Origin of the sequence: Sphingobium sp. B12D2B (genome assembly GCF_025961775.1) — a bacterium.
In the GTDB taxonomy this organism is placed as follows: Bacteria; Pseudomonadota; Alphaproteobacteria; order Sphingomonadales; family Sphingomonadaceae; genus Sphingobium.
Window position 1 is genome coordinate 2,231,470 of sequence record NZ_JAOQOH010000001.1, and the last position, 25,599, is coordinate 2,257,068.

The following is a 25,599-nucleotide window of genomic DNA, read 5'->3' on the forward strand; positions in this document are numbered from 1 at the left end:
TCGGCCATCCCTACTGCCCTCGGTCGCCTGCCCCTTTCAGGCGGCTGAGGGATGGACCTCAAGACCCAAGCAGGGCAGAGAATTGCATCCCACCGATTTTGCGAAAGCGCTTTGATGTCCGCACGGCCCCATCTCCTCCTCGTCGACGATGAAGCGGCCATTCGCGAGCCGCTGGGGCAATATCTCCAGCGGGCCGGCTTTCGCGTCTCCGATGCCGGGAATGCGGCCGACGCGCGCAAGATCCTCGCCGGCAGCGCCATCGAACTGGTGGTGCTGGATATCATGATGCCGGGTGAGGATGGCCTCAGCCTTTGCCGCTCGATCCGCGAACAGGGCGAGCTGCCGGTGATCCTGCTCACCGCCCGCACTGAAGAGACCGACCGCATCGTCGGGCTGGAAATGGGCGCGGACGATTATGTGCTCAAGCCCTTCTCTCCACGCGAGCTTGTGGCGCGGATCAAGACGATCCTGCGCCGCACCGGCAACGGCACCGCCCGCGAACCGCAGGCAAGCGCATCCCTCTACCGCTTCGAGGGCTGGACGCTCAGCGCTGACGACTGGACGCTGACCGGCCCAGACGAAGTCGCGATCCCGCTCAGCACGGCCGATTACCGGCTGCTCCATGCCTTCGTCACGCATCCGCGCCAGGTGCTCAGCCGCGATCAGTTGCTCGATCTCACGCAAGGCCGGGAAGCCCACGCCTTCGACCGTTCCATCGACAACCAGATCAGCCGCCTGCGCCGCAAGCTGGAAGATGACGCCCGCTCGCCAACGCTCATCAAGACCGTGTGGGGCGGCGGTTACATGTTCGCCGCCGATGTGGCGCGCGAATGACCCTCAGCCTGCGCACCTTTACCGGCTGGCTGCGGCCCAGAACGCTGGCGGGGCAGACAATCCTCGTCGTCGCGGCCTCCCTGTTTGCCGTGCAGCTCATCGGGTTCAGCTTCTATTACATGATGCAGCGCAATCAGTGGGTGACGATTGCCGCCGCCCCGGGCGTCATCCGCATCCTTGAGGCGCTCGATCAACGGGACGCGCCATCCCCCTGGCATCGCGCACGGGCTGCCCGCGGCATCGTCGTCACCGATGCACCGCCGCGCCGTGAGGGTGCCGACTCGCCGCGTGTGGCCGTGCGTGCCAACGAGCTGTTTCGCTCGGCCGGGCTGGTGCCGCTCGCGGTCCGGGTCGCCATTGCGGAAGCCCGGCCCGGCGCGGATGGGCGCGAGCGCGCGCGCGATCTGCTCCAGCCGCCCAACCGGCGCGCACCACGGCTGCAGGTGCAATTGAGCGTGCAACTCCGGCCCGACCGCTGGATCACCGTCTACACACGCGCAGCGCCGGTCGCCCAGCCGATCCTGCGTCAGATCGTGATGCAGTCGCTGTTCCTCTATGGCATCGTGCTGATGCCGCTCGTCTGGTTCACCCGACGCCTTGCTCGCCCGCTTCACGCGCTCACCCAGGCCACCGCCCGGGTCGGCACACCGGAGGGCGCCGCCCCGGTCATCGAAACCGGGCCGGAGGATTTGCGGCGCCTCGCGGCGTCCTTCAACGCCATGCAGGACCGTATCCGCTCCATGCTGGAGGAGAAGGACCATATGCTCGGCGCCATCGGCCATGATCTGCGCACACCCCTCACGGCGCTGCGGGTGCGGGTGGAATCGGTCGCCGAGGGGGCGGATCGCGAGCGCATGGTCGCGACCATCGAAGACATGCAGAAGATGCTCGACGACATCCTCTCGCTGGCGCGTGTCGGCCGGGACCGCGAACCACCGCAGCGCATGGACCTGGCCGCGCTGGCCGATGCGACCATCGACGATTTCGAGGATATGGGCGTGCCGGTAGAGCGAAGCGACATGCCGCGCGCCATCGTCAACGTCCATCCCCGCGCCGTGCGGCGAGCGCTCACCAACCTGATCGAGAATGCCGTCAAATATGGCGCACGCGCGCACGTCTCGCTGCGGATCGAAGGCCAACGCGCCACGCTCTGCGTCACCGACGAAGGCCCCGGCATCCCGGAGGACCGCATCGAGGACATGCTGCAACCCTTCACCCGCATGGAAGCCTCACGCAGCCGCGACACCGGCGGTACCGGCCTTGGCCTGGCCATCGTTCGCGCGGTCGCGTCGGCGGAATCGGGCCGACTGGAACTGCGCAATCGGCCTGAGGGCGGGCTGGTCGCGGAGTTGAGCTTTCCGCTGGCGTGAGGATGGAGTCGCGTCGGTGGGACGGAATGCCTAAAATGGGCGAACGTCGCTAAGCCTCGGTGATCAACTGCCCCCGATTTTGCCGTTGGTGCCGACCAGTGTCTGAGGTGCGCTGCAAGAGCCTATCGAATCATAGCACTGGCCACTGCTTCAAAAGGCTCAGCAGCTAATCAAATCGAACGGAGAGACCGCCTGAAATGTCATCGCCCGGTCAACCCACTGTTATAATAAACAAAATTCAATACATCTGTTAGGCTCGCTTTTGACGAACCGACGACAGGCCCTCGACAAGTTTGGCGTGGGATGCGCACGTCGCCCTTTGTCATTCAGATGAAGGCGCGGGGCCGTTCCCAACGAAGCCAAACTTTCCTTCCCCCCTTGCGCTCGCCAACTTGATAGCGGCAAGTAGGCGAGAGGAACGATCAATAAAAGCTTGGAAATCGCCTGCTATCTCGGGCGGCAGTGAATGGCAAACGCATCGCCAAATGGACGGATTGCTTCTCCCTTCTGAAAACCGCAGTGCGTTTCCAATGCTTCTACGAAGAGAGCATCGTTCGCGAAGTCTGGACGGCGGGGGAACCCGTCAAGCAAGCCAAGCTTGGAAAGCTCGGCTTCTGCGCTTGCCACCATTTCGGGGGCTAACGCTTCTTCCACAAAAGCATGATAGCTGTTGATCTGCTCTAGGTCATCGAACGTCACGATCTCGCCTGCCGAAGCCTCGCGTATGCACGCGAACATTTCCGGCGCGACATTCGCCGAAGCCCTGATGATGATCTCATAGGACTGTAGATCGTCCTCGTATGATACCTCGAGGCCGTGCGGGGAAAGACCGCACGCCACGAGCTTCTGAATTATGATCTGCTCGTGTGAGGGCGGCGGTTCGGGAAGTGTCTCCATCGCCCGAATAAAGGATATAAAGCGAATGTCCGCAATGACATCATATCCGGTCAGTCCGCTTTTTTCGCCACGGTCCCAATAGTGGCCCTTTCCTCTCCTAGATGCACCATGTCGCCTCGCATGGCAGGCCCATCACCGCATCAATGCTGGTCCATCAGTCCCGTCGTGCGGGCTGTAAGATCGGTCTTGCCCGGAGGGGTGTTGGAGCTGCGCTTGGGAATCGAGTCTGCATTGATCACCGTCGCGCCCTGGGGGAGCGCGGTTCGGCCGAGGTCCAGCTTGCGCACTTCGGATTCCGCCATGGCGACACGCTGGTCGCGCACGAGGATGCGGCGGTCGATCTTGGCCTGCTCGGGGCCTTTGGGAGCCGGCGCCGCGGGCTGCGCGTCTGCGGCATTGGCGACCGCCCCCCCGGCGGGAGAGTCCTTGCTCCACGCCAGGATCACCGACATGCGCCGGTTGCGCGGATCGTAGCGGTTGTCAGCGACGAAGGGCTCGCGATCCGCCACGCCTTCGATGCGCGCGAAGCGATCCGCTCCGATGCCGCCCTGTGCGAGCACGGCGCGAGTGGCTTCGGCACGGGATGACGAGAGCAGCCAGTTATTCATGTTGCGCCCTGCGGCATATGGCAGTGCATCGGTGTGACCGCGCACGATCACATCGTTCGGCACTTCGGACACCGCCTCGGCAACCTGCGAGAGCAACGCGCGGGCTTCCGGCACGAGCCTGTCCGTGCCGATGGCGAACATCGCGAAATCGGCTTCATCCACCAGATCGATGCGCAGGCCCTCCAGCGTCTCGGTAAAGCGCACATGCTTGCGGAGCTTGCGGAGCGCTTCGGTGCGCTCGAGCTTCTGCTCCAGCTCCTGCTTGAGCTTCTCGAACTTCTGGCGATCCTGGTTCTTGAGATCCTCGCCGCCGACATCCTTGGTGCCCGTGGCATCGCGCGGGATGGTGATGGCGAGATTGCCCTGCCCGCCCGTCGTCGGATAATTTTCCTTGCTGACGAGGCTGTCGCCACCGAACAGGCCACTGGAGCCGGCGCTATCCATCTTCATCTGGACGAGTGTAGGCGTGAAATAGTCGGCCAGCCCCTTGCGCTGCTTTTCGGTTGTCGCGCCGAGCAGCCACATGAGCAGGAAGAAGGCCATCATCGCCGTCACGAAGTCGGCATAGGCCACCTTCCAGGCGCCGCCATGATGGCCGCCATGGCCGCCATCGATGATCTTCTTGACGATGATTGGCCTGGGTTCAGGCTCGTTCACCGGTTTCTTTGCGGCCGATGCCATGGCTTAGCCCTCAACGCCCGCGCATGCCGTCGAACACTTCGGCAAAGGCCGGCTGGTTCGCGTGGATGAGGTTGGAGCGCGCGGCCTCGATGACCAGCGGCTGCGGGTGGCCGTGGAGCGAGGCGATGATGATCTGCTTGACGACATGATACATGGCGCCATCCGCCTCGATCACCTGCTTGGCGCGGCTGGCGAACGGCCCGACCATACCATAGGCCAGCAACACGCCGAGGAAGGTACCGACGAGCGCCGAGCCGATCATGCCGCCCAGAATTTCCGGCGGCTTGTCGATCGAGCCCATGGTCTTGACCACGCCGAGCACGGCGGCGACGATGCCGAGGGCCGGCAGCGCGTCCGCCAGGCCCTGGAGATTGTCGGCAGGACGAACTGCCTCATGGTGGTGGGTCTTGAGCGCATTATCCATGACGTCCTCGACCGCATGCGGATCGAGCGTGCCGGATGAGACGACCACCAGCCGCAGCGTATCGCAGATGAGGTGGATGAGCGCGCTGTCCGCCATGAGCCGGGGATATTCGGCGAAGATCGCAGAGGATTTGGGGTCTTCGATATGCGGTTCGAGCGCGACCGGGCCTTCGACCCGCAGCGTCTTCATCAGCTTGCTGACGAGAAAGATGCAGTCGAGATAATCCTGCTTCTTGAACTTGGGGCCTTTGAAGACGGTCATCACGCCGCCGGCCAGCGCCTTCAAATCCGCGCCGCTGTTGCCGATGATCAGCGCGCCTGCCGCGGCGCCGCCGATGATGAGCATTTCGTGCGGAAGCGCATGAAGCACCGGACCAATGGCGCCGCCGGTGAGCATGAAGCCCCCGAAGACCATGACCAGCAGAACGACAAGACCGATACCAGCGAACATTCTGATCCCCGCATGTTCATAAAACGGGACCGCGCACAGCTGCTTTTGGTCCCTTCATCCCTTCCTAGAACGGCTCTGCTGAAACAGGGTTTAGCGACAGGGTTAGCGAAAGATGACGATTACGATTTTTCGAAATTTCTGCCGGCGCGAACAAGAAAAACGGCCCGCAGCCAAAAGCCTGCGGACCGCCAGATTTGCCTCTCTTCGAACAGGATCAGAAAAGATCGAATAGCGACTTCTGATTGATCCGCGCAAACGCCAGTTGAGCGGCTTCCAGCGTCAGCAATTTGCTTTGCAGCTTCACGCTGGTCTCGGTGATGTCCGTATCTTCCAGCGCCGAGCGACGCTCAGTCAGCGCCAGATCGGAATTGGTGAGCCGGCCACCAATGTCTTCCAGCCGCTGCGAGCGAACGCCCTGTACGGACTGGGCGACAATGACATGGTCGAGCGCGGTGCGGGCATCCTGCAGGGCAGCGGAGCGGTCTGCCTCTGTGCCGGTGCGCACCACATTGATGATGTCGGAGATCACCTGATCGATCGACCGGCTGCCCACCGCATTCTCCATGATGCTCGCGCGGGTCGGCACGGCTTCCACGTTCAGCCCTGCGCCCAGAGGAATCAGCACGGCGCTGGGATGATCGAAGACCGGCGTGCCCTGATAATCGGTCTGATTGAGGAGATCGTTGATCGTGGCGCGAATGCCTTCCAGTTCCTTGGCCACCGCCTCGCGCCCGGTCGATCCGTCGGCAGTCGAAGTGGACGTAACGATCAGCTCGGTCACGCGCGTCATGAGATTGTTGACCTCATTGAGATTGGTGCTGGCCTGCGTCGCGCGGGATTCGGCGAAGGTCAGATTGCCCTTCCACGCCGCGTTTATCGACTGGCGCCGCCCCACCTGCGAGATCTGCACCCAGTCATGCGGATTGTCCGAAGGCTGGTTGATCTTCTTGGTCGTCGAAATCTTGGTCTGTTCCCCCGCAATATCCGCAGCGAGCCGCTGCTGGCGGGTAATCTCGGCAGTGATGGACTGCGTGGTGATGAAAACCATGATGGATTGCCCTTATTGCGTCAGAATGCGGAAATCAGTGTCTGGAACATCTCTCGCGCGACCTGGATCACGCGGGACGATGCCTGGTAGGCCTGCTGGAGCCGGATCAATTCGGCCGCTTCCCGGTCGAGATTGATGCCGGCCACATCGGCGCGCGCCTGCTGCGCCATGGTGTTGCGGCTCTCGGCCGCGGTCTGCTCTTTGGTCGTGCTGTTGGCGATGCTGCCATGGGTCGCAATGATGCCGGTCCATTCATCCTCGATGGACCCGCTGCCGCGCAGCGCGGTCATGGCCAACAGATTGCCGTTCGCCGTGCCATCGGCGGAGAAGCGCGCGACCAGAGCCGGCGAACTGACCAGCACCGAAAGCGAGCTGGCATCCGCCCCCATGCTTAGCAGTGTCTGGCCGGCGACACCGGGCGACGAATAACCGCTGGTGTGCCAATCATTCATTTCACTCACATAGCGGCTCGCGAGGTCGTTCAGCGCGTCGATCCTGTCCCGCACGACCTCGGCACTGGTGGCGATGCCGCCCAGCGCGCCGCCTGTCGGGGTGGCAATCGCCGTGCCGTCCGCCAGCCCGAAGCTCAAAATGCCGTCGGCCGCCTGACTGACCGTCAGCGTCTTCACCTGATTGTTCTCGACGAGCGTCTCGCTGCCGTAACTGATGTTCGCGACGCCATTGGCGCCGAAGGTCACCGTCACGTTCAGCCGCTCGGCAATCTCGCTCAGGGCCTGGTCGCGCGAATCCAGCAGGCTGGCATGGCTGGCCGTCCCCTCAGGCACGCGGCGCAGGCCCTCATTGGCATTGCCGAGCTGGCGCAACGCATCGTTGAGCGAATCCACCTCATTGGTGGCCGTGTTGCCGATCGAACTGCGGATCGAGACCAGATCATTGTGGCTCTGCTGAAACGCTGCATTGATCTGCTCGAACGAGAACAGCACGTCCGCCTGCAGCGTCGTGTCTGTGGGGTTGGACGCAAGCCGTTCCACTGCTGCGAACAGGCCGGTGAAACGCTGGCCAACGCCCAGTTCGCCATCGTTGAGGGCGGTCTGGATGTCCGACATCCAGCGGGCGCGCTGATTGACGCTGCCCAGCGCATTGGTCGTCTGACGCGCTGCCGCTTCCAGATATTGGTCAGACGCGCGCACCACGCCGCCGATCTGCACGCCGTAGAAAGAGGCGCTCGATTTGTAGAGCAGCATCGGCGAATTGCCGGCGGCGGACTCGCTGAGCGCGATCGTCCGGCGGCTGTAGCCGGGCGTCTCCGCGTTGGCGATATTGTCGGCAATTGCTCCCATCGCCGCCTGATAGGCGCGCGTGCCGGAAGCGCCGATCTGGAGAAGATCGCTGCTCACGGTTTATGGTCAAGCTGCTGGAGGATCAGTTCGGCAATGCCAAGGCCGCCCTTGGTGGCGAGCCCCTCGGCCATATGCGCGTCCTGCATCTCGCGGAACTGGTCGAGCCCGCTGCCGCCGCCAATCTCTTCGCCCAGGCTCGCCTGGCGCATGGAGGAGAGGAGCTGGCGCGTGAACACGGCCTCGAATGCCTTGGCGGCCTTCTGCAATGCGGCGTGATCGTCGCTGGCTCTTGGCGATATCGGGGGCGTGGCCTGCGCCTGCGTGCCCTGCATGGCGGCGGCAAAGGCCGCCTGACCGGAGCCGATCCCTGAGACCTGCGTCATATCACCTCCAGCTCCGCCCGCATGGCGCCGGCCTGCTTGAGCGCGCTCAGGATCTCGAGAAGGTCCGAGGGGGAGGCACCCACGGCATTCACCGCCTTGACTATATCGGCCAGAGACGCGCCACCTTTAAACAGGAACATCGGATTCTTTTCTTCATGGGCGGAAAGCTGGCTGGATTCCTCCACCGCCGTCACCCCGCGCGAGAGCGGCGCAGGCTGCACGATGCGCGGCGCTTCCGTCACGGTCACGGTCAGCTTGCCATGGCTCACCGCGGCCGGGGTGATCTGCACATTGCCGTTGATGACGACGGTGCCGCTGCGCGCGTTGACGATCACTTTTGCGGGCGGATCGGCGGGCTTGACCTGAATGTTCTCGATGAGGCCCATCATCATCACGCGGCTCTCGGCGCCCGGCGGCGCATCGATGGCAATGGAGACGCCATCCACGGCACGGGCGCGCTGATCGCCGAACGCGAGGTTGATCGCGTCGGCCACCCGCAGCGCGGTCGTCACGTCCGCCTCCGCGAGGTTGAAATTGATCGTCGGGCTAGTCTCGAACCCGGTGGCCACGGCGCGCTCGACAGAGGCCCCCGAGGGGATGCGGCCGGCTGAAGGCACGTTGACGGAAAGCTGCGAGCCATCGGCACCGGAGACGCCGAAGCCGCCGACGGCCATATTGCCCTGCGCCATCGCGTAGATCTCGCCATCGGCGCCGCGCATCGGGGTCAGCACCAGCGTGCCGCCGCGCAGCGACTTGGCCTTGCCGAGCGCGGAGACGGTCACGTCCAGCCGCTGGCCAGGCTTGGCGAAGGCTGGCAATTCTGCCGTGACCAGCACGGCTGCGGCATTCTTGAGCGAGGGATTGACGCCCGGCGGCAAAGTAAGGCCGAAGCGCGAGATCACGCCTTTCACCCCCTGCGTCGCATAATCGAGGCTGTCGTCGCCCGTGCCGGCAAGGCCAACCACAACGCCATAGCCGACAAGCTGGTTGGACCGCAGCCCCTCGAAGGTGCCGATGTCCTTGATGCGCTGGGCATGGGCCGAGGTGGCGATCATGAGGCAGAGCCCGAACGCCAGCAGGGCCAGGGAGACCACCAGCCGACGGAGCAAGGAAGGATAAGGCCTGATCATGGCTGAAAGCTCCATCAGAACGGGCTGATCATGGAGAAGAAGCGCTGTAGCCAGCCCTGACGGCTGGCGCGGGCGATTTCTCCCTTGCCGGTGTAGGTAATCCGCGCATCGGCGACGCGCGTCGAGAGAATGCGGTTGTCGGGCCCGATGTCCGCTTGCCGGACAAGGCCGGAGATCTGGACGTATTCGTCGCCGCGATTAAGCGTGAGGGCCTTCTGCCCGCGCACCAGCATCGTGCCATTGGGATAGACCCGTGCGATGGTGACGGTGATCTCGCCGGAGAGCGCGTTCGACTGCGCAGCATCGCCCTTGCCGGTGAAGCCCTGCGTGCCGCCCGAGGCGATGTCGCTGCCGCTGAACAACTTGCTGAACGGCCCGGTGCTGGGCGGTGTGAGGCCGATGCTGCCGGCGCGATTAGTGTTTGCGCTGGTGCTCTTGCTCGCCTGCGTCCGCTCGACGAGGAGGATGGTGATGACATCGCCCACGCTTGCTGCCCGCGCGCCGTTGGTCAGCGCGGAATAGCCAGCCGAAGCCTGGAAGATGCCGCCATTGGGCCGCACCGGCGCGGCGCTGCCAGCGTCGCCCGGATAGGTGACCTGATAGGCCGGGTTTTCGAGCGGCTCCTGCTTCTTGCCGAACAGACCGGCAGACGCCGGTGCGGCGAGGCTGGTCGCCGTGAGGGCAAGGATGAGGATGGAAGCGCGGCGATACTGCATGGTCATGCTCAAAGCTGCTGATTGACGTACTGGAGCATCTCGTCGGTCGCCTTGATCATCTTCGAGGCGATCTCATAGGCGCGCTGGGTCTCGATCATCGTGACCAGCTCCTCGACGGTGTTGACGTTCGATTGTTCGAGCGCGCCCTGGCGGATGGTGCCGCGACCTTCGAGGCCCGCAGCGCCGACCTGAGGCGCGCCGGAGGCCGCCGTCTCCAGCAGCAGGTTGCCACCGACAGCCTGAAGGCCAGCGGGATTGACGAACCGCGCGGTTTCGATCGCGCCCAGCTCGACCGGTTCTTGCTGCCCGGCGACGGTCGCCGAGACGGTCCCGTCGTTGCCGATGGTGACGGCACTCACGCCCTCGGGAAGCTGGATCTGCGGCACCAGCGGCAGGCCATCCGGCGAGACCAGCAGGCCTTCCGCGTTGGTCTTGAAATTGCCGGCCCGGGTATAGGCGATCGTGCCGTCGGGCTGCTGGAGTTGGAAGAAGCCGGCCCCCTCGATCGCGAGATCATAGGTGTTGCCGGTGGTGTTCATCGTGCCTTGGGTATCGATCCGCTCGGTGCCGGTGAGCTGCACGCCGGTGCCGAGGTTGAGGCCGATGGCGAGCCGGTTCTGGCTGTCCGCCTGCGTGCCCGCCGCAATCACCTGCTGATAGGCCAGCGTCTCGAAATTGGCGCGGTCGCGCTTGAAGCCGACCGTGTTCACGTTCGCCAGGTTGTTGGCGATGACGCGCATCTTGACGTCCTGTGCGTCAAGGCCGGTGCGGGCGACATGAAGTGCGCTGCTGGTCATTGGTCTGGTCCCCTATCTATCCGTCAATCGAGCCGCATGAGGCTCGCGCCGCCGGAGTCGATCTCCTTGGCGGTGTCGATCATCTTGATCTGGTTTTCCCACGCGCGGCTCGCCTCGATCATCTGGACAAGCGCCGTGGTGGCATTCACGTTCGAGCCTTCGAGGGCGCCGCTGGTCACGGTCGCCATCGGGTCTTGCGGCAAGGCGCCGCCATTCACTTCGCGGAACAGCGTGTCGGTGGACTTGGCGATCGTCGATCCCTTGGCATTCACCAGCTTGATGACATCGACCTGCTGCGGCTGATCGATCTGGCCGCCCTGCGGGACGATCCAGATGCTGCCATCCTTGGCGATGTTGACGCTGTCGGCAGGCGGCAGGGTGATCGGGCCACCCTCCCCCAGCACCGGATAGCCATCGCCCGTGGTCAGCAGGCCGCTCTCGTTCAGCTTGAGATCGCCGCGCCTTGTATAGGCTTCCGACCCGTCATTGGCCTGCACCGCGATGAGGGCGTCACCATCCACCGCGATGTCGAGCGTATTGCCGGTCTGCACCGCCGTGCCGGCCTTCATGTCCGCCGCGATGACCTGCCCCACCTGCTCCGCGCGGCTCTGGAACGCGCCGCCGCCGACCCAGCGGGTCGAGGCGTTCGCGATCTCGGCGCGAAAGCCGCTGGTGTTGACGTTCGCGAGATTGTTCGCGACCGCCGCCTGGCGAGCCATCGTGCCGCGCATCGCGGTGCGGGCAATGGTGGTGAGACGATCCATGATTCAGCTCCGGGTCCGGTCGATCTTCGCGATCAGGTCCGCATGTTGATGATAGTCTGGGTCATGGCGGTGGCGGTCTCGATCGCCTTGGAATTCGCCTGGAAGTTGCGCTGCGCGGAGATCAGCGCGACCAACTCCTCGGTGATGTCCACGTTCGAGCGCTCCAGCGTGCCCGAGCGGACCGCGCCGACCATGCCGCTATTGCCGGCGCTGTAGCTCGCCTCGCCGCTGTCGCCGGAGGAAATCCAGTGCGAATCCCCCATCTGCCGCAGCTCTTCCTGCGCGGGAAATGAGGCCATGGCCACGACGCCGAGGTTACGCACCGAGCCATCGCCGAAGGTCGCACTGACGACGCCAGTGGCCGAGATCGCGATGGCGGTGAGCGGAATGCTGGCATCGTCCGGATGGGCGCTGGGGATTTCCAGATCGGAGAGATCGCCGGCCGCCGTGCTGGTCGGCGTGCCATCGCCGGTCGCGTTGGTCGGCAGCACCTGCAGGCGGGCACCGGTGGAATCGACGATGAAGCGGTTCTTGTCCATCGTGAAGGCACCGGCGCGGGTGTAGCTGATCGTCTGGTCAGGCGAGGCGCTCTTGACGGTGAAGAAGCCTTCGCCGGTGACGGCCAGATCCAGCGTCTTGTCGGTCGTCTCCAGCGTGCCCTGCGTGAACTGCTGCTTCACATCGACGAGACGGACGCCATTGCCGCCCGCGCCGACGCCGCCACTCGCATAAATGTCGCCGAAGGTTGCCTTGCTCTTCTTGAAGGCGAGCGAGGACACGTTGGCGACATTGTTGGCGACGACCCCGAGGTCGGTCTGGGCGCCCTTGAGGCCGGAAAGCGAAATGTAGAAGGACATGGTGGATGCTCCTTGTGAAGTTCAGGGATCAGCCGAGACGCAGCGCGTCTTCGGGCGAGAAATTGCCGAGGGCGGTCATGAGCTGGGCGTTTCCGCCGCTCGCGGGGGACTGGACGGCGGCGATGCTGGCCCAGGTCGCGATGCCGGCCGGCGTCGCGCCGCGCACCTTGACCTGCAGCGCCTGCCCGCCAATCACATTGCCGGCATCGTCCCGGCCGTCCCAGAAGAACGGCACATTGCCCTTGGATTGGGCGCCGAGATCGAAGCTCTGGACGACCTTGCCGCTGGCATCGACCAGATCGATCGATACGTTCGAGGCGTCGGCGCCCAGCGCGATCTCGCCGGCATAAGCGCCGGTGCGGTCGGGCGTGGCGATGTTGCTCTCGACCAGCATCGACTTGCCGATCCAGCCTGCGGCATCGGAGAGGCGCGCGCCGGACACGGAGTCCGCGATCTGGCTGAGCAGGGATGTCGATTGCGACTGCGAGGCCAGCGACGACATCTGCGCCATCTGCGTGACCATCTGATTGTTGTCCATCGGCTGGAACGGGTCCTGATGCTGCATCTGCGTGGTGAGCAGGCGCAGGAAGCCGTTCATGTCGATCGAGGCGTTGGACTTCGCGCTCGTCTCGGCAAGGTTCCGGTTGGTGAACGCCGTGTTGCTATCCACCGCCCAGGGACTGCTGGTCGTCGTCACTGCTGTCATTTGCCGAGCCTGATTGTTTCGAGGATGAGGGATTTGGCGGTCTGAAGGACCTGCACATTGTTCTGGTACATGCGCGCGCTCTCGACCATTTCGACGAGTTCGGCACTGGTATCGACACCGGCTTCCCATACATCGCCATTGGCATCGGCCAGCGGATGGCCGGGCTCGTGCCGCTTGGTGGCGGGCGTGTCGGAGGTCACGACGTTATCGACCTTGACCGTGGCGACGCCGGGCTTCTCGACCACGGTGGAGAAGACCGGGCGGATCGCGCGATAGGCCTTGTCCTCGCTGCCCGTGACCGACCCGGCATTGGCGAGGTTGGAGGCGGTGGCGTTGAGGCGCACGAGCTGGGCGGACATGGCGCGCCCGGCGATGTCGAAAACGTTCATGGGCTTGTCCATGCTCATTCTCCCCGCAGCGCGCGCGTGATGGTGTTGAGCCGGCCCTCGAGGAAGGAGAGCGTGGTGCGGTACTTCACCGCATTCTCCGCGAAGAGCGTCTGCTCCGTCGACATCTCGACGGTGTTGCCATCGCTGCTCGCCTGCAGCGGCACGCGATAGCCCATCGCCGTTTCCAGCGCGCCGGTCACCGAGCCCTGCTGGCTGGTGGCGCTGGCGAGCGCCTTCTCGAAATCGATGTCGCGCGCCTTGTACCCGGGGGTCGAGGCGTTCGCGATATTGGAGGCAAGCAGCTCCAGCCGCTGCGAGCGCAGCGCCAGTGCCTTGCCATGGATGCCGAACAATGCGTCGTCGAACGACATTTTTTCGTGCCTTCCCTAAAAGTCCGTGGGCCGCATCCGTTCTGACCGGTTGAAACTGGTCCGGTTCCGGCACGACCCATGCCCACGGGTATGGATTGCAAATGCCGTGCCAAACCAAATTGCCGCCGGCCGAGGCCGCGCGGACATGAGGATTTCCGCGCCTTTTGCGCAGGCGGGCGGCAAGGGTGGCAATGTTTTGCCGGTTGGCGGCAGAGTTTTGCCGGTGCGCACGTGCGCCCGGCAGCATGGGGGGATGAGCGGGACCATGTCGGATGTTGTGGGGTTGGATATTCTCGGCCACGTCTTCGCGCCGCTGGCCCTGCTGATGGTGCTGGGCGGCGCGATCATGATCGCACTGGCGCAGGTCGGGTTCGGCACGGGTTTTCGCGCCCTGGCTTCCCTGCGCCCGCTGCTGACCGCGCGCCCGGATGATGAACGCGACAATGCCCGCGCCCTGCTGTTCAAGGTCGAGGCTGTCGCGCAGCTCAAGGGCCTGGCCCGCGCCGACCGGCTGGAAAGCACCCACTCCTTCGTCAACCAGACCCTCACCACCCTCGCCAATGCCGCAGATGCCGAGCATTTCGCGCTCTGGGTCCATCAGGCGATCCATGATCGCCGTGCCCGTCACGAGCGGGTCATCGCCTTCTGGAACGCGTTGGCCGATGCCGCGCCGGCCGTCGGCATGGCAGGCACGATCGTCGGCCTGATCGGCATGTTTGCGCAGATGAGCGACCCGGCGGCTATCGGCCCGTTCATGGCGCTAGCGCTGATGACGACGCTGCACGGCCTGATCCTCGCTAACGCCATTGCCGGGCCCATCGCCAACCGCCTGTCCGCACTCTCCGAGCGGGAGATTGGCTGGCAGCAGGCCATGGCGGACCGGATGATCGCTATCGCCCGTCGGGAAGCCAATCCGTTCCAGCGTGCCAGCATTCGCGAGGTCGCCTGATGTCGGCGCAGCCGCGCCAAAACCGCGCGCGCTGGGCGCTGAGCTTCGCGGACCTGTGCCTGCTGCTGCTCGCCTTCTTCGCGCTGCTGCAGTCCAACCAGACCACGCGTGAGACGGCGCTGGCGGGGATTGGCAGCTACTTCGGCGCGTTCGAGGCGCCGCGCCAGGCCGATCTCGTCGCGCAAGAGCTGTTCGAGCCTGGCGAGGCTCTGCTCAACCCCGCCGGTCGCGCCGCTCTGCTGAAAGCGGCAGAACCCATCATGCACGAGAACAAGATCGTGCGAATTCAGTCCATTGGCCTCGACTCCGGCGATCATCGCTTCGACGCCTGGGATCTGGCGGCAGCGCGCCTCGGCGCCGTCGCCCGAACCCTGGTCGCCGCCGGAGTGCCGGAAAAGCGCCTGCGGATCGCAGGCCTCGCCGAACGCGCTGATGACAGCGCACCCGGCAAGCAGACTATCAGGATCACCGAACTGGCTGAAGCCGACCGGTAACATGCGTCTGGCACGGACCTTGCTGTGTTTGTTCCGACCATGCATCGGAGCAAGTGACGTGACGATTGAACGCCTGACCTTCCCCAAGCGCGCTGCCCTCATCGCAGCCCTGCTGCTCGGCGCGATCGCGCTTACCAGCATCCACGCGCCGGCAAAGGCGCAGAGTTTCGAGAATCTGGACCGGCTGGACAGCTTGGTTGCGGCCAGCCTCGGCGCCAATCTCGGCCAGCCTGGCGGCCCACTGGCGCCCATCGATCGCCGCCTGAAACTGGCACCCTGCCCGCAGACGCCGACGGTCGAAACCCCGCAGATGAACGCCGCGACGGTCGCCTGCCCTAGTCTGGGCTGGCGCATCCGCGTGCCGCTGCTGGTCAACCGGCAGGCCGGCAATCCGCAGCAAAACGGCCGCTTTTCCGAGGCCACAAACAGCGCGCCGGTCGTCAAGAAGGGCGACCCGGTTCAGCTGGTCGCGGGCAATGAGAGCTTCAGCATTTCCCGCATGATGATCGCTGATGAGGACGGCGCGCCCGGCGCGCTGATCCGCGTGCGCGAAGAACCGCGCGCCACCCCCGTCATGGCCCGTGTCGAGCGGACGGGCGTTGTTCGTATTCCCGGCATTTAAACTTTCCTGAACTGGTCCGTTTATAGTACGGATTGGACAGAAAGGACGTTGGAATGATCAAGTCTGTTGGCCAGGCGACGAGCGCCGCAGTTGAGGCAGCCAAGCTGCGCGACGCTGCACAAGCCCGCTCCGCTGCGCCAGTCAGCGCCGAGCCTGCGCCTGCGAAAGCGGCGGAATCGGCAGCCACCCCCGCCGCGCGCATGGCCGCGCAGGGCGCCCCGGTGGACATGGACCGGATCAACCGCGTCAAGCAGGCCATTGCTTCGGGCCAATATCCGGTCGATGCCGACAAGATCGCCGATCGCATGATCGACCTCGATCTTCCTCATCTGCGCGCCTGAACGTGCCCCAAATGAACCTGTCCATCATCGAGAATTTCGCGGCCGCGACCGGGTCGCTCCGGGTTGCCATGCAAAGCGCCGACCCGCAGGCCATCGAAACGGCAATGGACCTGTTCCGCATCTCGCTCGATGCGATCAAATCCATCGAGACCTGGGAGCGTGATCCTGCGATAAAGGCGCGGTTTAGCGACCTGATCGAGGAGCTGGATTCCTCGCGCATGCTCGCCTGCCTGCTCGGCGATATGACCACGCAGATGCACGGCGCCATCGCCGATCGCGATCTGGACGTGCCCCAGCCGCTGTACCAGCGCGCCGGCTGAGGCTTCGGCCTCGACCCCGGATATTTCGACTTTCCTACCAAAGCCCAGTGCGCCCTGTGGGCCTGTCGCCGCGCGTCGTGATCGCGCCAAAAATCCCGATCCGCCGTTAACCAATTCTGGCACGCATCTTGCTTTTTGATCCTCGGTACCAACGGGAGATCATTAGTCGCCATGTCCGTGAATGGACTGACCACCAACTCGGCCCAGGGCAGCAATGCCGCCAGGGTGACGCAGGCCATTGCCAAGGCCAGCAGTCGCACCGGTGTGGATTTCAATTATCTGATGAGCCAGGCGCATGTGGAAAGCGCGCTGAACCCGACGGCGCGCGCGCGCACCTCCAGTGCGACAGGCCTCTACCAGTTTATCGACCAGAGCTGGCTTTCCATCGTCAACGACCATGGCGCGAAATATGGCATGGACTGGGCGTCCAACGCCATTGAGCGCACGGCGAACGGGCGGTACGTGGTTTCGGACCCGGCCCTGCGCCAGCAAATCCTCGACCTGCGCAATCATCCCGAGACGGCCTCGATCATGGCGGCGGAGCTGGCCACCGACAATCGCGCCTATCTTGAAGAGCGCATCGGCCGACCGGCTGAGGCGGTCGATCTCTACCTCGCCCATTTTCTGGGGGCAGGCGGCGCAGCGAAATTCCTCACGACCATGGCGCAGGCACCGGATGCTTCCGGCGCCGCTCTGTTTCCCGCCGCCGCGCGGGCCAATGCCTCGGTGTTCTTCGACCGGCAGGGCAATGCCCGCAGCCTGACGGACATCCGCTCGAGCTTTGCCCAGAAGCTGGCGGCGGGCGGACAGGCCGCCGGCAGTGCGGCAAGCGATATGGCGATGGACGGCACGCAGACCGTGATGCCCGCCGACTATGTCCGCATCGCGCAGGAGCGGCTGACGATGAACCAGACACTGAGCGAAAAGCAGCCCTATCCCGAATTCGCGCCGCGCGCTGAAACCGCGCGGCTTGCCTACCTCATGCTCGCCACCCTCGGAAGGTAATTGCCAGCCATGACGCGCAACGACATCAACGGCAGCATCTGGAAGAACTCGGCACGCGGGGCAGCTCTGCCCTTCGCCATCCTGCTGCTCGTCATGTTCATGGTGGTGCCGGTGCCGGTGCTGCTGCTGGATATCGGCTTCGTCGGCAACATCATGATCAGCCTTGCGGTGCTGATGATCGCGCTGAACGCCGCCAAGCCGCTCGATTTCTCCAGCTTTCCGACCGTGCTGCTGCTCGCCACGCTGCTGCGCCTCGCGCTCAACGTCGCCTCGACGCGCATTGTGCTGGTCAACGGCCATAATGGATCGGACGCGGCCGGCCATGTGATCGAGGCGTTCGGCAATTTCATGATCGGCGGCGATTATGTCGTCGGCATCTTTGTGTTCGCGATCCTGATGATCATCAACCTGGTGGTGATCACCAAGGGCGCGGGCCGCGTGTCGGAAGTCTCCGCCCGCTTCACCCTCGATGCCCTGCCCGGCAAGCAGATGGCCATCGATGCCGATCTCAACGCCGGCCTGCTGACCGCCGAGCAGGCCAAGGTCCGCCGGCAGGAAGTCGCGACCGAAGCTGACTTTTACGGCTCGATGGACGGTGCCTCCAAGTTCGTGAAGGGCGACGCCGTCGCCGGTGTGCTGATCCTCGTCATCAATATCCTAGGCGGCATCACCCTGGGTCTGGTCAGCCATGATCTCTCCATCGGGCAAGCCGCGCAGACCTACATCCTGCTGGCCATCGGCGACGCGCTCGTGGCGCAGGTGCCGGCGCTGCTGCTCTCCATTGCCGCAGCCGCGATCGTGACCCGTGTCACGTCCGAGCATGACCTCTCCGGCCAGATCTCCAGCCAGTTCGGCCACAGCCGCGCCTGGGTTCCGGTTGCCGGCATTCTCACCGTGCTCGGCATCGTACCGGGCATGCCGCACCTCATCATCCTTCCTGCTGCCGGCCTCGCCTGGTTCATCGCGTGGAAGCTGCGCAAGGCCGCCAAGGCCCGCAGCGAGGCGCCGGCGGAACCGGCGGTGGTCGAAAATCCTGCCCACATCGAGTGGAGCGACGTTTCCGACGGCGCCGCGCTCGGCCTGGAGATCGGCTATGGCCTCATCAGCCTTGTCGATGAGCGCAAGGAGGCGCCGCTGATCGGCCGGATCACCGGCATTCGCCGCCAGCTCTCGCGCGAACTGGGCTTTGTGGTGCCGATGATCCGGGTGAAGGACAATCTCGCGCTCGGCCCGAACCAATATCGCATCACCATCGCCGGCGTCGTGGTTGGCGAGGATGAGATCTTCCCGGACAGCCTGCTGGCGCTCGATAGCGGCGACATCACCCAGCGGATCGAGGGTCGCGCTGCGCAGGACCCGACGTTCGGGCTCGACGCGGTGTGGATTCCGATGGAGCGGCGCAGCGAAGCGGTCGTCTCCGGCTATACCGTCGTCGACCCCTCGACGGTGATCGCGACGCATATCAATCATCTCATCCTGCAGAACGCCGCTGAGCTGTTCGGCATGGACGAGGCCAAGAAGCTGCTCGACACGCTGCGCGAAGTCACGCCGCAACTTGTCGATGGCCTGACGCCCAATCCGCTGAGCCTCGCGCAGATCGCCGCGCTGTGCCGCGGGCTGCTCATCGAGGGCATTCCGCTCAAGGACTTTCGCCGTATCGCCGAAGCCATGGTGATCGTTGCGCGCGGGGACATGTCTACCGACGCGCTCATCGAGGCAGTGCGCCAGCGGATCGGCTCGCTCATCATCCAGAGCATCGTGCCGGTGAAGGCGCCGCTGCCAGTGCTCACGCTCGATGGCGAGCTGGAAAGCCTCCTCGCCCAGGCCATGCGCGTCGGCGCGGATGCCCATCATCCCATCGAGCCGGCGCTGGCCCAACGCCTCATCGAACAGGTCAGCGAGGCGGCCCGTCCGCTGATGGCACAGGCCCGCAGCTTTGCGATCGTGACCTCGCCGGTGGCGCGCCGCGCCCTATCCCGCCTGTTCCGCCCGCATCTGCCCGACGTTCCGGTGCTCTCATTCCTGGAAATCCCGGATGGCAAGGCTGTGGAAGTCGTCGCAGTGGTCGGAAACGAGACACGCATCCATCAGGTCGAGCGGCTGCAGGCGGCATGACGATATTGCGCAGCATAATCCGCACACGCCTCCGCCCTGCTCGGAAATTCCCGGTTAAACCTTTCAGCGTAGATGAGACCCATGCACAGCGCACAGCTTGAGGTTGCAGCCCTGACTTACGGTCGCCGGCCCGGTGTCTCACCGGATCAGCTGGCGCAGCAATATATGCCGCTGGTGCGCAAGATCGCCTGGCATGTCCATGGCCGCGTCTCCAGCGCCATCGAGATCGAGGATCTGCTGCAGATCGGCATGGTCGCGCTGGTCGAGGCGGCCAACAGCTTCGAGGATCGCGGCTTCGGCTTTGCGACCTATGCGCAGATGCGCGTGCGCGGCGCGATGATCGACCATCTGCGCCGCCATGCGACCCTGTGTCGCTCGGCGATGGCGCGCCGCAAGACCATTCAGGATGCCCGTCGCGCGCTGGAGCAACGTTTCGGTCGTCCGCCCGCGGATAGCGAAGTGGCCGCGCATCTGGGTCTTGATGCCGCTGGCTGGCGCGAGCTTGCCGACGGGACGGATATGGCCCAACACCAGAGCATGGACGAGGTCTATTCGGACCAGTCGATGTGGTTCGCCGATGCAACCGAGGGCGCCGAGGAAGTGCTGGAGCGGGAATCCCTCAAGCGCGCGGTTTCCGCCTGCATCAAGGAACTGCCCGAGCGCGAGGCGATGGTTCTGCAGCTCTACTTCGTCGAGGAAATGAACCTTGAGGAAATCGGACTGACGCTCGACATCGGTGCGGCCCGGGTGTGCCAAATCAAGAAATCTGCGCTCGACAAGCTGCGGGGACGCCTCAGCGCCTTCCTCTGATCGGAACCGCGCTGCGGGATGATCGTTTCTCCGCCATCAATCAGGTGGAGGATGACATGGCCGAAGAACCCAAAACGGTAATCGTCGAGCGCTCGAGCGGCGGCAGCGCAACCGCGATCATTGCGATCGTGGCACTGCTGATCCTCGCGGTGGGCGGTTACTTCCTGCTGCAGAGCCAGGATAACAAGAACGACGCCGTGTCCACGGCGGCGCAGCAAGTCGGCGATGCAGCGCAGGATGTGGGCGATGCGGCCCAAGGTGCTGTCGATAAGAAGTGAGCGTTTGCGGACAGTGCGCCGCCTCAATTCAAACGTCGTTGAAATCGAGCAGATTTAGCCCCTCCTCTTCAGAGGAGGGGTTGGGTTGGGGTGGTGTCGCGCCCGCGCGGCCACTCTCTAAGTTTGCGATGCTGGCGCATCGCCACCACCCCCAGCCCCTCCTCTGAGGCGAGCATGTTTGTGGGTTTCACCCGCGCAGCCTAGGCGAACCGCTGCGGTTGCGCTAAAGCGTGGCCATGTCCGCCACTTACACCCTCGATACGGCGACCAGCCGGGCGAACCCCACGCCGGCGCCGATGCGTCGGCTGACCATTCCCGCCATCCGCGCGCGCAAGGTCGATGGGGTGACCGACTCGCCAATCGTGATGCTGACCGCCTACACGGCACGGCAGGCGCAGTTGCTCGACCCCCATTGCGACCTGCTGCTGGTGGGCGACTCGCTCGGGCAGGTGATCTACGGCCTGCCGTCCTCCGTGCCCGTCACGCTCGAGATGATGGCCGCCCATGGCGCTGCGGTCGTGCGCGGCAGCTATCACAGCGCCGTCATCATCGACATGCCGTTCGGGAGCTATGAGGCTTCGCCGGAGCAAGCCTTCGCAAGCGCCGCCCGCCTGATGAAGGGAACCGGCGCTGCCGGCGTGAAGCTGGAAGGCGGCGAGGCCATGGCACCGACCATCGCCTTTCTGAGCGAGCGGGGCATCCCGGTCTGCGCCCATGTCGGCCTTACGCCGCAGGCGGTGAACGCGCTCGGCGGCTATGGGCCGCGCGGCCGCGATGCTGCCGAAGCCGCCAAAATCCGCAACGATGCCCGCGCCGTCGCCGCCGCCGGCTGCTTTGCGATGGTGATCGAGGGCGTGATCGAGGAACTGGCTATCGAGATCACGGGAGACGTGCCCTGCCCCACCATCGGCATCGGCGCCTCGGCAGCCTGCGACGGGCAAGTGCTGGTGACTGAAGACCTCCTCGGCATGTTCGAGCGCACGCCGCGCTTCGTGAAGCGCTATGCCGATCTTGCCGGGACGATCAGCGATGCGGCGGCCCGATATGCGCAGGAGGTGCGCGCACGCAGCTTCCCCGGCGAGGCCCAGCTTTATGGCGCCAAAAAGTGATTTGCGCGGAGTTCATCCGCCGCTAAGGTCCGCGGCCACAAAATCCCTTCATGCGCCCCTGCGCTTTTTCAGCCGACTGGAGATAGAGACTTGGCCCTGACGCCACATCAGAACGAGGCCCTGCTCCGCGAGATCGACGATGCCGTGCGGCAGGACGATCTGCTGTCCTTCTGGAAGAATTACGGCCGTCTGGTCATCGCTGTCGTCGTGCTCGGCCTCGCTGCCTTTGGCGGCTGGCTCTACTGGCAGCACCACCAGACCCAGAAGGCCGAGGCCAATGGCGAGCAGTTCGCCCGGCTGATGAGCGCAGCCCAGCGGGCCACGCTGGACGATGGGGTGTACAAGCAGATCATGGCCGAAGGTGGCCCGGGCTATCGGGCGCAGGCGGAAATGCTCAGGGCCGCACTGGCAGGCGGACGCAATGACGCCAAGACCGCGCTTGCCGCCTATGACGCCATTCTGGCCGACGCGCAGGCGCCCGCCGCGACCAAGGACGCCGCGCTGATGCGCCGCACCGCCCTCGCCTTCGACAGCATGAAGCCGCAGGACGTGATCGCCGCGCTCAAGCCCCTGGCGATGCCGGGCAATAGCTGGTTCGGCAGCGCCGGCGAACTCACTGCCATCGCTCACCTCAAAGCTGGCCAGCGCGATCAGGCCGGCAAGATCTTCAAAGAGATGGCTAACGATCCGCTGGTGCCTGAATCCATCAAGCTGCGCGCCGGACAAATGGCCAGCATGCTTGGATCGGCGACGACGCCCAAGCAAGCCGGGCCGACCGCTGACACGCCTGCCTCCTGATTCCATTGAAAGAGAAACCCACGAGGATGCGTAATCCCACATCATATCGCGCCGCCTGGATCGGCATTCCTGCGGCCCTTCTGCTCCTGACCGGATGCGGCGGGAAGAGCGGCCCCAAGACCCCCGTGCATGGCGACCGCACCTCCATTCTGGGCAGCAACAATGTGCTGGCCGTGGACGACGCCGTGGCATCGCAGGTGGTGACGCTGCCGCCGCCGGTCGTGAACCCGGCTTGGGCGCAATCCGGTGGCAATGCCGCCAAGGCCATCGGCCATGTCGCGCTCGGCGACAATATCCAGCAGGTTTGGTCGGCGTCGGTGACCGGCGGCGGCTCGCGCAGCCGGCTGGCCGCAGCGCCGGTCGTCGCAGGCGGCAAGCTGTTCGTGATCGACATCGATGCGACCGTCTCCGCCTTCGACGCCAAGACCGGCGCGCGGCTCTGGTCGAAGAGCATTCGCTCGCCCAACCAGCCTTCGCAGGTGCAGTTCGGTGGCGGCGTCAGTGTCGAGGGCGACCGTTTGTTCGCCACGTCCGGCGCCGGGTCTGTCGCGGCGCTGAACGTTGCGGACGGGGCCGAGATCTGGAAGGTGCAGCCAGGCGGCCCGCTGCGCGGTGCGCCCACGCTCTCCAACGGCAATGCCTATGTGATGAGCCAGGACAACCAGCTCTTCGCGCTCTCGCAGGCAGACGGTGCGGTCGTGTGGACGGACAGCGGCACGCTGGAAGCGACGGGCGTGTTCGGCGTCGGCGCTCCGGCGGCGGCGCAGGGTTCGGTGATCGCCGGCTATAGCTCGGGCGAACTGACGGCCTATCGCTACGAGAATGGCCGCGCTTTGTGGGGCGATGCGCTCAGCCGCACCAGCATCTCCACCTCAGTCGCCATGCTGACCGATATCGACGCCGATCCGGTGGTCGACCGGGGCCAGGTGTTCGCCATCGGCGAAGGCGGCCGCATGGCAGCTTATGAGCTGGTGAGCGGGCAGCGCCTGTGGGAGCTGAACATCGGCGGCATCGCCACCCCGCTGGTGGTGAGCGACTGGGTGTTCGTGGTGACCGACAAGTCCCAGCTGCTCGCCATCACCCGCGCCACCGGCAAGATCCGGTGGATCAGCGATCTGCCGGCCTGGCGCAAGCCGAAGAAGAAGACCGGCCCAATCCGTTGGCGCGGCCCGATCCTCGCGGGCGGCAAGCTCATCCTCGTCTCCACCGAAGGTGCGATGGCGTTCGTCGATCCGACGAGCGGCAAGGTGCTGCAGGAGCGCGACCTCAAGCAGGGCCTCACCCTGCCGCCCATCGTCGCGGACAACATGCTTTACGTGCTGACGGACGAGGGACGCATCCTCGCGTTTCGCTGATGGCAAAAAGGCAACGCCCAGACCGCGACACGCCGCCCGGAAGCCTTCCGGTCGTCGCCATCGTCGGCCGCCCGAATGTGGGCAAGTCCACGCTGTTCAACCGGCTGGTGGGCAAGAAGCTCGCGCTTGTCGATGACCAGCCCGGCGTCACGCGCGACCGGCGCGAGGGCGATGCCGAACTGCTTGGCCTCAAGTTCCGCATCGTGGATACCGCCGGTTTCGAGGAAGACGACGCGCAGACCCTGCCGGGCCGAATGCGCGCGCAGACCGAAATGGCGGTTCAGGGTGCCTCGGTCGCCTTGTTCATGATCGACGCGCGCGCGGGCATCACGCCGCTCGACGAGCATATCGCCCGCTGGCTGCGCGCCGGGAACACGCCGGTGGTGCTGCTCGCCAACAAGGCCGAGGGCCGCGCTGCCGACCCCGGCATCATGGAGGCTTTTTCGCTCGGCTTTGATGAGCCGGTGGCCTTTTCCGCCGAGCATGGCCAGGGCCTTGCCGACCTGTTCCAGGCGATCCGCCCGCATGTCGAGGCGGACGAGCCGGACCTACCCGTCGAGGGCGACGACGATGATGGGGGGGACGAGGACGAGCTGGACGACAGCGCGCCGCTCAAGCTCGCCATCGTGGGGCGGCCCAATGCCGGCAAGTCCACGATCATCAATCGAATATTGGGCGAAGAGCGGTTGATCACCGGGCCGGAAGCCGGCATCACGCGCGACAGCATCGCCGTGGACTGGACCTGGCACGCGCCCGACGGCGTGGCGCGCGCGGTGCGGCTGATCGACACCGCCGGCATGCGCAAGCGCGCAAAAGTGCAGGAGAAGCTGGAGAAGCTCTCTGTCGCCGATGCGCTTCATGCCGTGGATTTCGCGGAAGTCGTGGTGCTGATGCTCGACGCCACGCTTGGGCTTGAGGCGCAGGATCTGCGCATTGCCGATAAGGTGCTGAGCGAGGGCCGTGCGCTCGTGATCGCGCTCAACAAGTGGGACGTGGCCGAGAATGGCTCGTCGCTGTATCAGGGCGTCCGCAAGGCGCTGGAAGACGGGCTTGCGCAGGTGCGCGGCGTGCCGCTGCTCACTGTATCCGGCGCCACCGGCAAGGGCATTGACGATCTGCTGCAAGCGGCATTCGATACCCGCCGCCGCTGGTCGCAGCGCGTGCCGACGAGCCTGCTTAACCGCTGGTTCGATGAGGCGCTGGAAGCCAATCCGCCGCCGGCACCGGGCGGCAAGCGGATCAAGATGCGCTACATCACCCAGGCGCGCAGCCGGCCACCAACGTTCGTGGTGTTCGGGTCGCGTCTTGATGAGGTGCCGGAGAGCTACAGCCGCTATCTCGTGAATGGCATCCGCAAGGCGCTCGACTTTTCGGGCGTGCCAATCCGGCTAAACCTGCGTAGCGCACGGAACCCATTTGACAAAAAGAAGTGATCCGGCGCGCATCGACGCCCGGGGGCTGAAATGCCCGTGGCCCGTCCTGCGCGCCGCTCGCGCGATGCGCGACCATGATTCCGTATTGCTGCTGGCCGATGATCCGGTGGCGAAAATTGACGTACCGGCCTTGGCGCAATCCAATGGCTGGACGATTGGCGTTCACGAGGCCGAGAGCCATGTGGAGTATGCGCTGAGCCGCGAGGGCGCAGAGGAAACATAAGCGAATGAGATGCGGCCGTTT

Annotated in this window: 30 protein-coding genes; 16 read left to right on the forward strand and 14 right to left on the reverse strand. The window is 64.9% G+C overall.

Going from position 1 to position 25,599, the window contains the following annotated elements; genetic code table 11:
• Positions 1-114: 114 nt before the first annotated feature.
• Together M2335_RS10560 and M2335_RS10565 are read left to right on the forward strand one after the other, a co-directional pair.
• Positions 115-834, forward strand: a complete 720-nt coding sequence (locus tag M2335_RS10560; RefSeq protein WP_264570088.1) for a response regulator — start codon at positions 115-117, stop codon at positions 832-834.
• Positions 831-2,204 (forward strand): ATP-binding protein, encoded by a 1,374-nt coding sequence (locus M2335_RS10565; protein ID WP_264594654.1) that lies wholly within the window; start codon positions 831-833, stop codon positions 2,202-2,204. The genes M2335_RS10560 and M2335_RS10565 overlap by 4 nt, the downstream gene beginning before the upstream one ends.
• A gap of 447 nt (positions 2,205-2,651) precedes the next feature.
• On the opposite strand, the gene M2335_RS10570 is transcribed toward M2335_RS10565, so the two are convergent.
• From M2335_RS10570 to flgB, 14 genes are all read right to left on the reverse strand, one after another.
• Positions 2,652-3,101 carry a hypothetical protein gene (locus tag M2335_RS10570; RefSeq protein WP_264594655.1) on the reverse strand — a complete coding sequence of 150 codons (450 nt, stop codon included), beginning with the start codon at positions 3,099-3,101 and terminating at the stop codon, positions 2,652-2,654.
• A 140-nt stretch (positions 3,102-3,241) separates the two neighbouring features.
• Positions 3,242-4,390: a flagellar motor protein MotB gene (locus tag M2335_RS10575; protein WP_264594656.1), complete on the reverse strand. Its 1,149-nt coding sequence runs from the start codon at positions 4,388-4,390 to the stop codon at positions 3,242-3,244.
• Positions 4,391-4,400: 10 nt separating this feature from the next.
• Positions 4,401-5,264, reverse strand: a complete 864-nt coding sequence (gene motA / locus M2335_RS10580) for a flagellar motor stator protein MotA (RefSeq protein WP_181559413.1) — start codon at positions 5,262-5,264, stop codon at positions 4,401-4,403.
• Positions 5,265-5,478: 214 nt separating this feature from the next.
• Entirely contained in the window at positions 5,479-6,312 is an 834-nt protein-coding gene (locus M2335_RS10585; protein WP_181559412.1) for a flagellin, read from the reverse strand.
• 20 nt (positions 6,313-6,332) lie between these two features.
• Positions 6,333-7,670, reverse strand: coding sequence for a flagellar hook-associated protein FlgK (gene flgK / locus M2335_RS10590; protein WP_264594657.1), 1,338 nt, complete (start codon positions 7,668-7,670; stop codon positions 6,333-6,335).
• Positions 7,667-7,996 (reverse strand): rod-binding protein, encoded by a 330-nt coding sequence (locus M2335_RS10595; protein WP_264594658.1) that lies wholly within the window; start codon positions 7,994-7,996, stop codon positions 7,667-7,669. Before M2335_RS10595 ends, flgK begins: the two co-directional genes overlap by 4 nt.
• The gene (locus M2335_RS10600) at positions 7,993-9,051 is read right to left on the reverse strand and encodes a flagellar basal body P-ring protein FlgI (RefSeq protein WP_264574865.1); all 1,059 of its coding nucleotides are present in this window, start codon (positions 9,049-9,051) and stop codon (positions 7,993-7,995) included. The genes M2335_RS10595 and M2335_RS10600 overlap by 4 nt, the downstream gene beginning before the upstream one ends.
• 89 nt (positions 9,052-9,140) lie before the next feature.
• Positions 9,141-9,848: a flagellar basal body L-ring protein FlgH gene (locus M2335_RS10605; protein WP_264594659.1), complete on the reverse strand. Its 708-nt coding sequence runs from the start codon at positions 9,846-9,848 to the stop codon at positions 9,141-9,143.
• 2 nt (positions 9,849-9,850) lie between these two features.
• On the reverse strand, positions 9,851-10,639 hold the full coding sequence (gene flgG, locus M2335_RS10610) for a flagellar basal-body rod protein FlgG (protein ID WP_264575988.1): 789 nt from the start codon (positions 10,637-10,639) through the stop codon (positions 9,851-9,853).
• 23 nt (positions 10,640-10,662) lie between these two features.
• Positions 10,663-11,403 carry a flagellar basal body rod protein FlgF gene (locus M2335_RS10615; RefSeq protein ID WP_264594660.1) on the reverse strand — a complete coding sequence of 247 codons (741 nt, stop codon included), beginning with the start codon at positions 11,401-11,403 and terminating at the stop codon, positions 10,663-10,665.
• Between the two features lie 32 nt (positions 11,404-11,435).
• Positions 11,436-12,260 carry a flagellar hook-basal body complex protein gene (locus M2335_RS10620; RefSeq protein ID WP_181559404.1) on the reverse strand — a complete coding sequence of 275 codons (825 nt, stop codon included), beginning with the start codon at positions 12,258-12,260 and terminating at the stop codon, positions 11,436-11,438.
• A 28-nt stretch (positions 12,261-12,288) separates the two neighbouring features.
• Positions 12,289-12,966: a flagellar hook assembly protein FlgD gene (locus M2335_RS10625; RefSeq protein WP_264575991.1), complete on the reverse strand. Its 678-nt coding sequence runs from the start codon at positions 12,964-12,966 to the stop codon at positions 12,289-12,291.
• Positions 12,963-13,355 carry a flagellar basal body rod protein FlgC gene (gene flgC / locus M2335_RS10630; RefSeq protein WP_264570078.1) on the reverse strand — a complete coding sequence of 131 codons (393 nt, stop codon included), beginning with the start codon at positions 13,353-13,355 and terminating at the stop codon, positions 12,963-12,965. Before flgC ends, M2335_RS10625 begins: the two co-directional genes overlap by 4 nt.
• A 14-nt stretch (positions 13,356-13,369) precedes the next feature.
• Complete coding sequence (gene flgB, locus M2335_RS10635; RefSeq protein WP_264572610.1) at positions 13,370-13,726, reverse strand: flagellar basal body rod protein FlgB; 357 nt, start codon at positions 13,724-13,726, stop codon at positions 13,370-13,372.
• A 265-nt stretch (positions 13,727-13,991) separates the two neighbouring features.
• On the opposite strand from flgB, the gene M2335_RS10640 reads away from it, so the two are divergent.
• From M2335_RS10640 to M2335_RS10705, 14 genes are all read left to right on the forward strand, one after another.
• Complete coding sequence (locus tag M2335_RS10640; RefSeq protein ID WP_264594661.1) at positions 13,992-14,675, forward strand: motility protein A; 684 nt, start codon at positions 13,992-13,994, stop codon at positions 14,673-14,675.
• A complete protein-coding gene (locus tag M2335_RS10645; RefSeq protein WP_264587039.1) occupies positions 14,675-15,169 on the forward strand; it encodes a flagellar motor protein MotB in 495 nt (164 codons plus the stop codon). Before M2335_RS10640 ends, M2335_RS10645 begins: the two co-directional genes overlap by 1 nt.
• A gap of 64 nt (positions 15,170-15,233) precedes the next feature.
• Positions 15,234-15,791, forward strand: coding sequence for a flagella basal body P-ring formation protein FlgA (locus tag M2335_RS10650; protein ID WP_413716142.1), 558 nt, complete (start codon positions 15,234-15,236; stop codon positions 15,789-15,791).
• Between the two features lie 53 nt (positions 15,792-15,844).
• Positions 15,845-16,132 (forward strand): flagellar biosynthesis anti-sigma factor FlgM, encoded by a 288-nt coding sequence (flgM, locus tag M2335_RS10655; protein WP_264570074.1) that lies wholly within the window; start codon positions 15,845-15,847, stop codon positions 16,130-16,132.
• Between the two features lie 11 nt (positions 16,133-16,143).
• Positions 16,144-16,452: a hypothetical protein gene (locus M2335_RS10660; protein ID WP_181559394.1), complete on the forward strand. Its 309-nt coding sequence runs from the start codon at positions 16,144-16,146 to the stop codon at positions 16,450-16,452.
• 177 nt (positions 16,453-16,629) lie between these two features.
• On the forward strand, positions 16,630-17,457 hold the full coding sequence (locus tag M2335_RS10665; protein ID WP_413716143.1) for a transglycosylase SLT domain-containing protein: 828 nt from the start codon (positions 16,630-16,632) through the stop codon (positions 17,455-17,457).
• Between the two features lie 9 nt (positions 17,458-17,466).
• A complete protein-coding gene (gene flhA / locus M2335_RS10670) occupies positions 17,467-19,572 on the forward strand; it encodes a flagellar biosynthesis protein FlhA (RefSeq protein ID WP_264584857.1) in 2,106 nt (701 codons plus the stop codon).
• A gap of 81 nt (positions 19,573-19,653) precedes the next feature.
• Positions 19,654-20,382, forward strand: coding sequence for a FliA/WhiG family RNA polymerase sigma factor (locus M2335_RS10675; RefSeq protein WP_264572606.1), 729 nt, complete (start codon positions 19,654-19,656; stop codon positions 20,380-20,382).
• A 56-nt stretch (positions 20,383-20,438) separates the two neighbouring features.
• The gene (locus M2335_RS10680) at positions 20,439-20,660 is read left to right on the forward strand and encodes a hypothetical protein (RefSeq protein WP_264572605.1); all 222 of its coding nucleotides are present in this window, start codon (positions 20,439-20,441) and stop codon (positions 20,658-20,660) included.
• Between the two features lie 236 nt (positions 20,661-20,896).
• The gene (gene panB / locus M2335_RS10685; RefSeq protein WP_264575997.1) at positions 20,897-21,769 is read left to right on the forward strand and encodes a 3-methyl-2-oxobutanoate hydroxymethyltransferase; all 873 of its coding nucleotides are present in this window, start codon (positions 20,897-20,899) and stop codon (positions 21,767-21,769) included.
• A 90-nt stretch (positions 21,770-21,859) separates the two neighbouring features.
• Positions 21,860-22,567 (forward strand): tetratricopeptide repeat protein, encoded by a 708-nt coding sequence (locus M2335_RS10690; RefSeq protein ID WP_264594663.1) that lies wholly within the window; start codon positions 21,860-21,862, stop codon positions 22,565-22,567.
• 26 nt (positions 22,568-22,593) lie between these two features.
• Entirely contained in the window at positions 22,594-23,922 is a 1,329-nt protein-coding gene (locus M2335_RS10695; protein WP_264594664.1) for a PQQ-binding-like beta-propeller repeat protein, read from the forward strand.
• Positions 23,922-25,355, forward strand: coding sequence for a ribosome biogenesis GTPase Der (gene der, locus M2335_RS10700; protein ID WP_264594665.1), 1,434 nt, complete (start codon positions 23,922-23,924; stop codon positions 25,353-25,355). The genes M2335_RS10695 and der overlap by 1 nt, the downstream gene beginning before the upstream one ends.
• Positions 25,339-25,578: a sulfurtransferase TusA family protein gene (locus M2335_RS10705; protein WP_264570065.1), complete on the forward strand. Its 240-nt coding sequence runs from the start codon at positions 25,339-25,341 to the stop codon at positions 25,576-25,578. Before der ends, M2335_RS10705 begins: the two co-directional genes overlap by 17 nt.
• The last annotated feature ends 21 nt before the right edge of the window (positions 25,579-25,599 follow it).

Bases quoted from the DNA above. Each gene is read 5' to 3' on its own strand.
- flhA (WP_264584857.1), top strand. From the start codon at position 17,467: ATGACGCGCAACGACATCAACGGCAGCATCTGGAAGAACTCGGCACGC.
- der (WP_264594665.1), top strand. From the start codon at position 23,922: ATGGCAAAAAGGCAACGCCCAGACCGCGACACGCCGCCCGGAAGCCTT.
- flgC (WP_264570078.1), bottom strand. From the start codon at position 13,355: ATGAACGTTTTCGACATCGCCGGGCGCGCCATGTCCGCCCAGCTCGTG.
- M2335_RS10560 (WP_264570088.1), top strand. From the start codon at position 115: ATGTCCGCACGGCCCCATCTCCTCCTCGTCGACGATGAAGCGGCCATT.
- panB (WP_264575997.1), top strand. From the start codon at position 20,897: ATGTCCGCCACTTACACCCTCGATACGGCGACCAGCCGGGCGAACCCC.
- M2335_RS10695 (WP_264594664.1), top strand. From the start codon at position 22,594: ATGCGTAATCCCACATCATATCGCGCCGCCTGGATCGGCATTCCTGCG.
- M2335_RS10645 (WP_264587039.1), top strand. From the start codon at position 14,675: ATGTCGGCGCAGCCGCGCCAAAACCGCGCGCGCTGGGCGCTGAGCTTC.
- motA (WP_181559413.1), bottom strand. From the start codon at position 5,264: ATGTTCGCTGGTATCGGTCTTGTCGTTCTGCTGGTCATGGTCTTCGGG.
- flgB (WP_264572610.1), bottom strand. From the start codon at position 13,726: ATGTCGTTCGACGACGCATTGTTCGGCATCCATGGCAAGGCACTGGCG.
- M2335_RS10570 (WP_264594655.1), bottom strand. From the start codon at position 3,101: ATGGAGACACTTCCCGAACCGCCGCCCTCACACGAGCAGATCATAATT.
- M2335_RS10565 (WP_264594654.1), top strand. From the start codon at position 831: ATGACCCTCAGCCTGCGCACCTTTACCGGCTGGCTGCGGCCCAGAACG.
- M2335_RS10575 (WP_264594656.1), bottom strand. From the start codon at position 4,390: ATGGCATCGGCCGCAAAGAAACCGGTGAACGAGCCTGAACCCAGGCCA.
- flgG (WP_264575988.1), bottom strand. From the start codon at position 10,639: ATGACCAGCAGCGCACTTCATGTCGCCCGCACCGGCCTTGACGCACAG.
- M2335_RS10600 (WP_264574865.1), bottom strand. From the start codon at position 9,051: ATGATCGCCACCTCGGCCCATGCCCAGCGCATCAAGGACATCGGCACC.
- M2335_RS10660 (WP_181559394.1), top strand. From the start codon at position 16,144: ATGAACCTGTCCATCATCGAGAATTTCGCGGCCGCGACCGGGTCGCTC.
- M2335_RS10640 (WP_264594661.1), top strand. From the start codon at position 13,992: ATGTCGGATGTTGTGGGGTTGGATATTCTCGGCCACGTCTTCGCGCCG.
- M2335_RS10585 (WP_181559412.1), bottom strand. From the start codon at position 6,312: ATGGTTTTCATCACCACGCAGTCCATCACTGCCGAGATTACCCGCCAG.
- M2335_RS10675 (WP_264572606.1), top strand. From the start codon at position 19,654: ATGCACAGCGCACAGCTTGAGGTTGCAGCCCTGACTTACGGTCGCCGG.
- M2335_RS10620 (WP_181559404.1), bottom strand. From the start codon at position 12,260: ATGTCCTTCTACATTTCGCTTTCCGGCCTCAAGGGCGCCCAGACCGAC.
- flgM (WP_264570074.1), top strand. From the start codon at position 15,845: ATGATCAAGTCTGTTGGCCAGGCGACGAGCGCCGCAGTTGAGGCAGCC.
- M2335_RS10680 (WP_264572605.1), top strand. From the start codon at position 20,439: ATGGCCGAAGAACCCAAAACGGTAATCGTCGAGCGCTCGAGCGGCGGC.
- M2335_RS10615 (WP_264594660.1), bottom strand. From the start codon at position 11,403: ATGGATCGTCTCACCACCATTGCCCGCACCGCGATGCGCGGCACGATG.
- M2335_RS10605 (WP_264594659.1), bottom strand. From the start codon at position 9,848: ATGACCATGCAGTATCGCCGCGCTTCCATCCTCATCCTTGCCCTCACG.
- M2335_RS10625 (WP_264575991.1), bottom strand. From the start codon at position 12,966: ATGACAGCAGTGACGACGACCAGCAGTCCCTGGGCGGTGGATAGCAAC.
- M2335_RS10595 (WP_264594658.1), bottom strand. From the start codon at position 7,996: ATGACGCAGGTCTCAGGGATCGGCTCCGGTCAGGCGGCCTTTGCCGCC.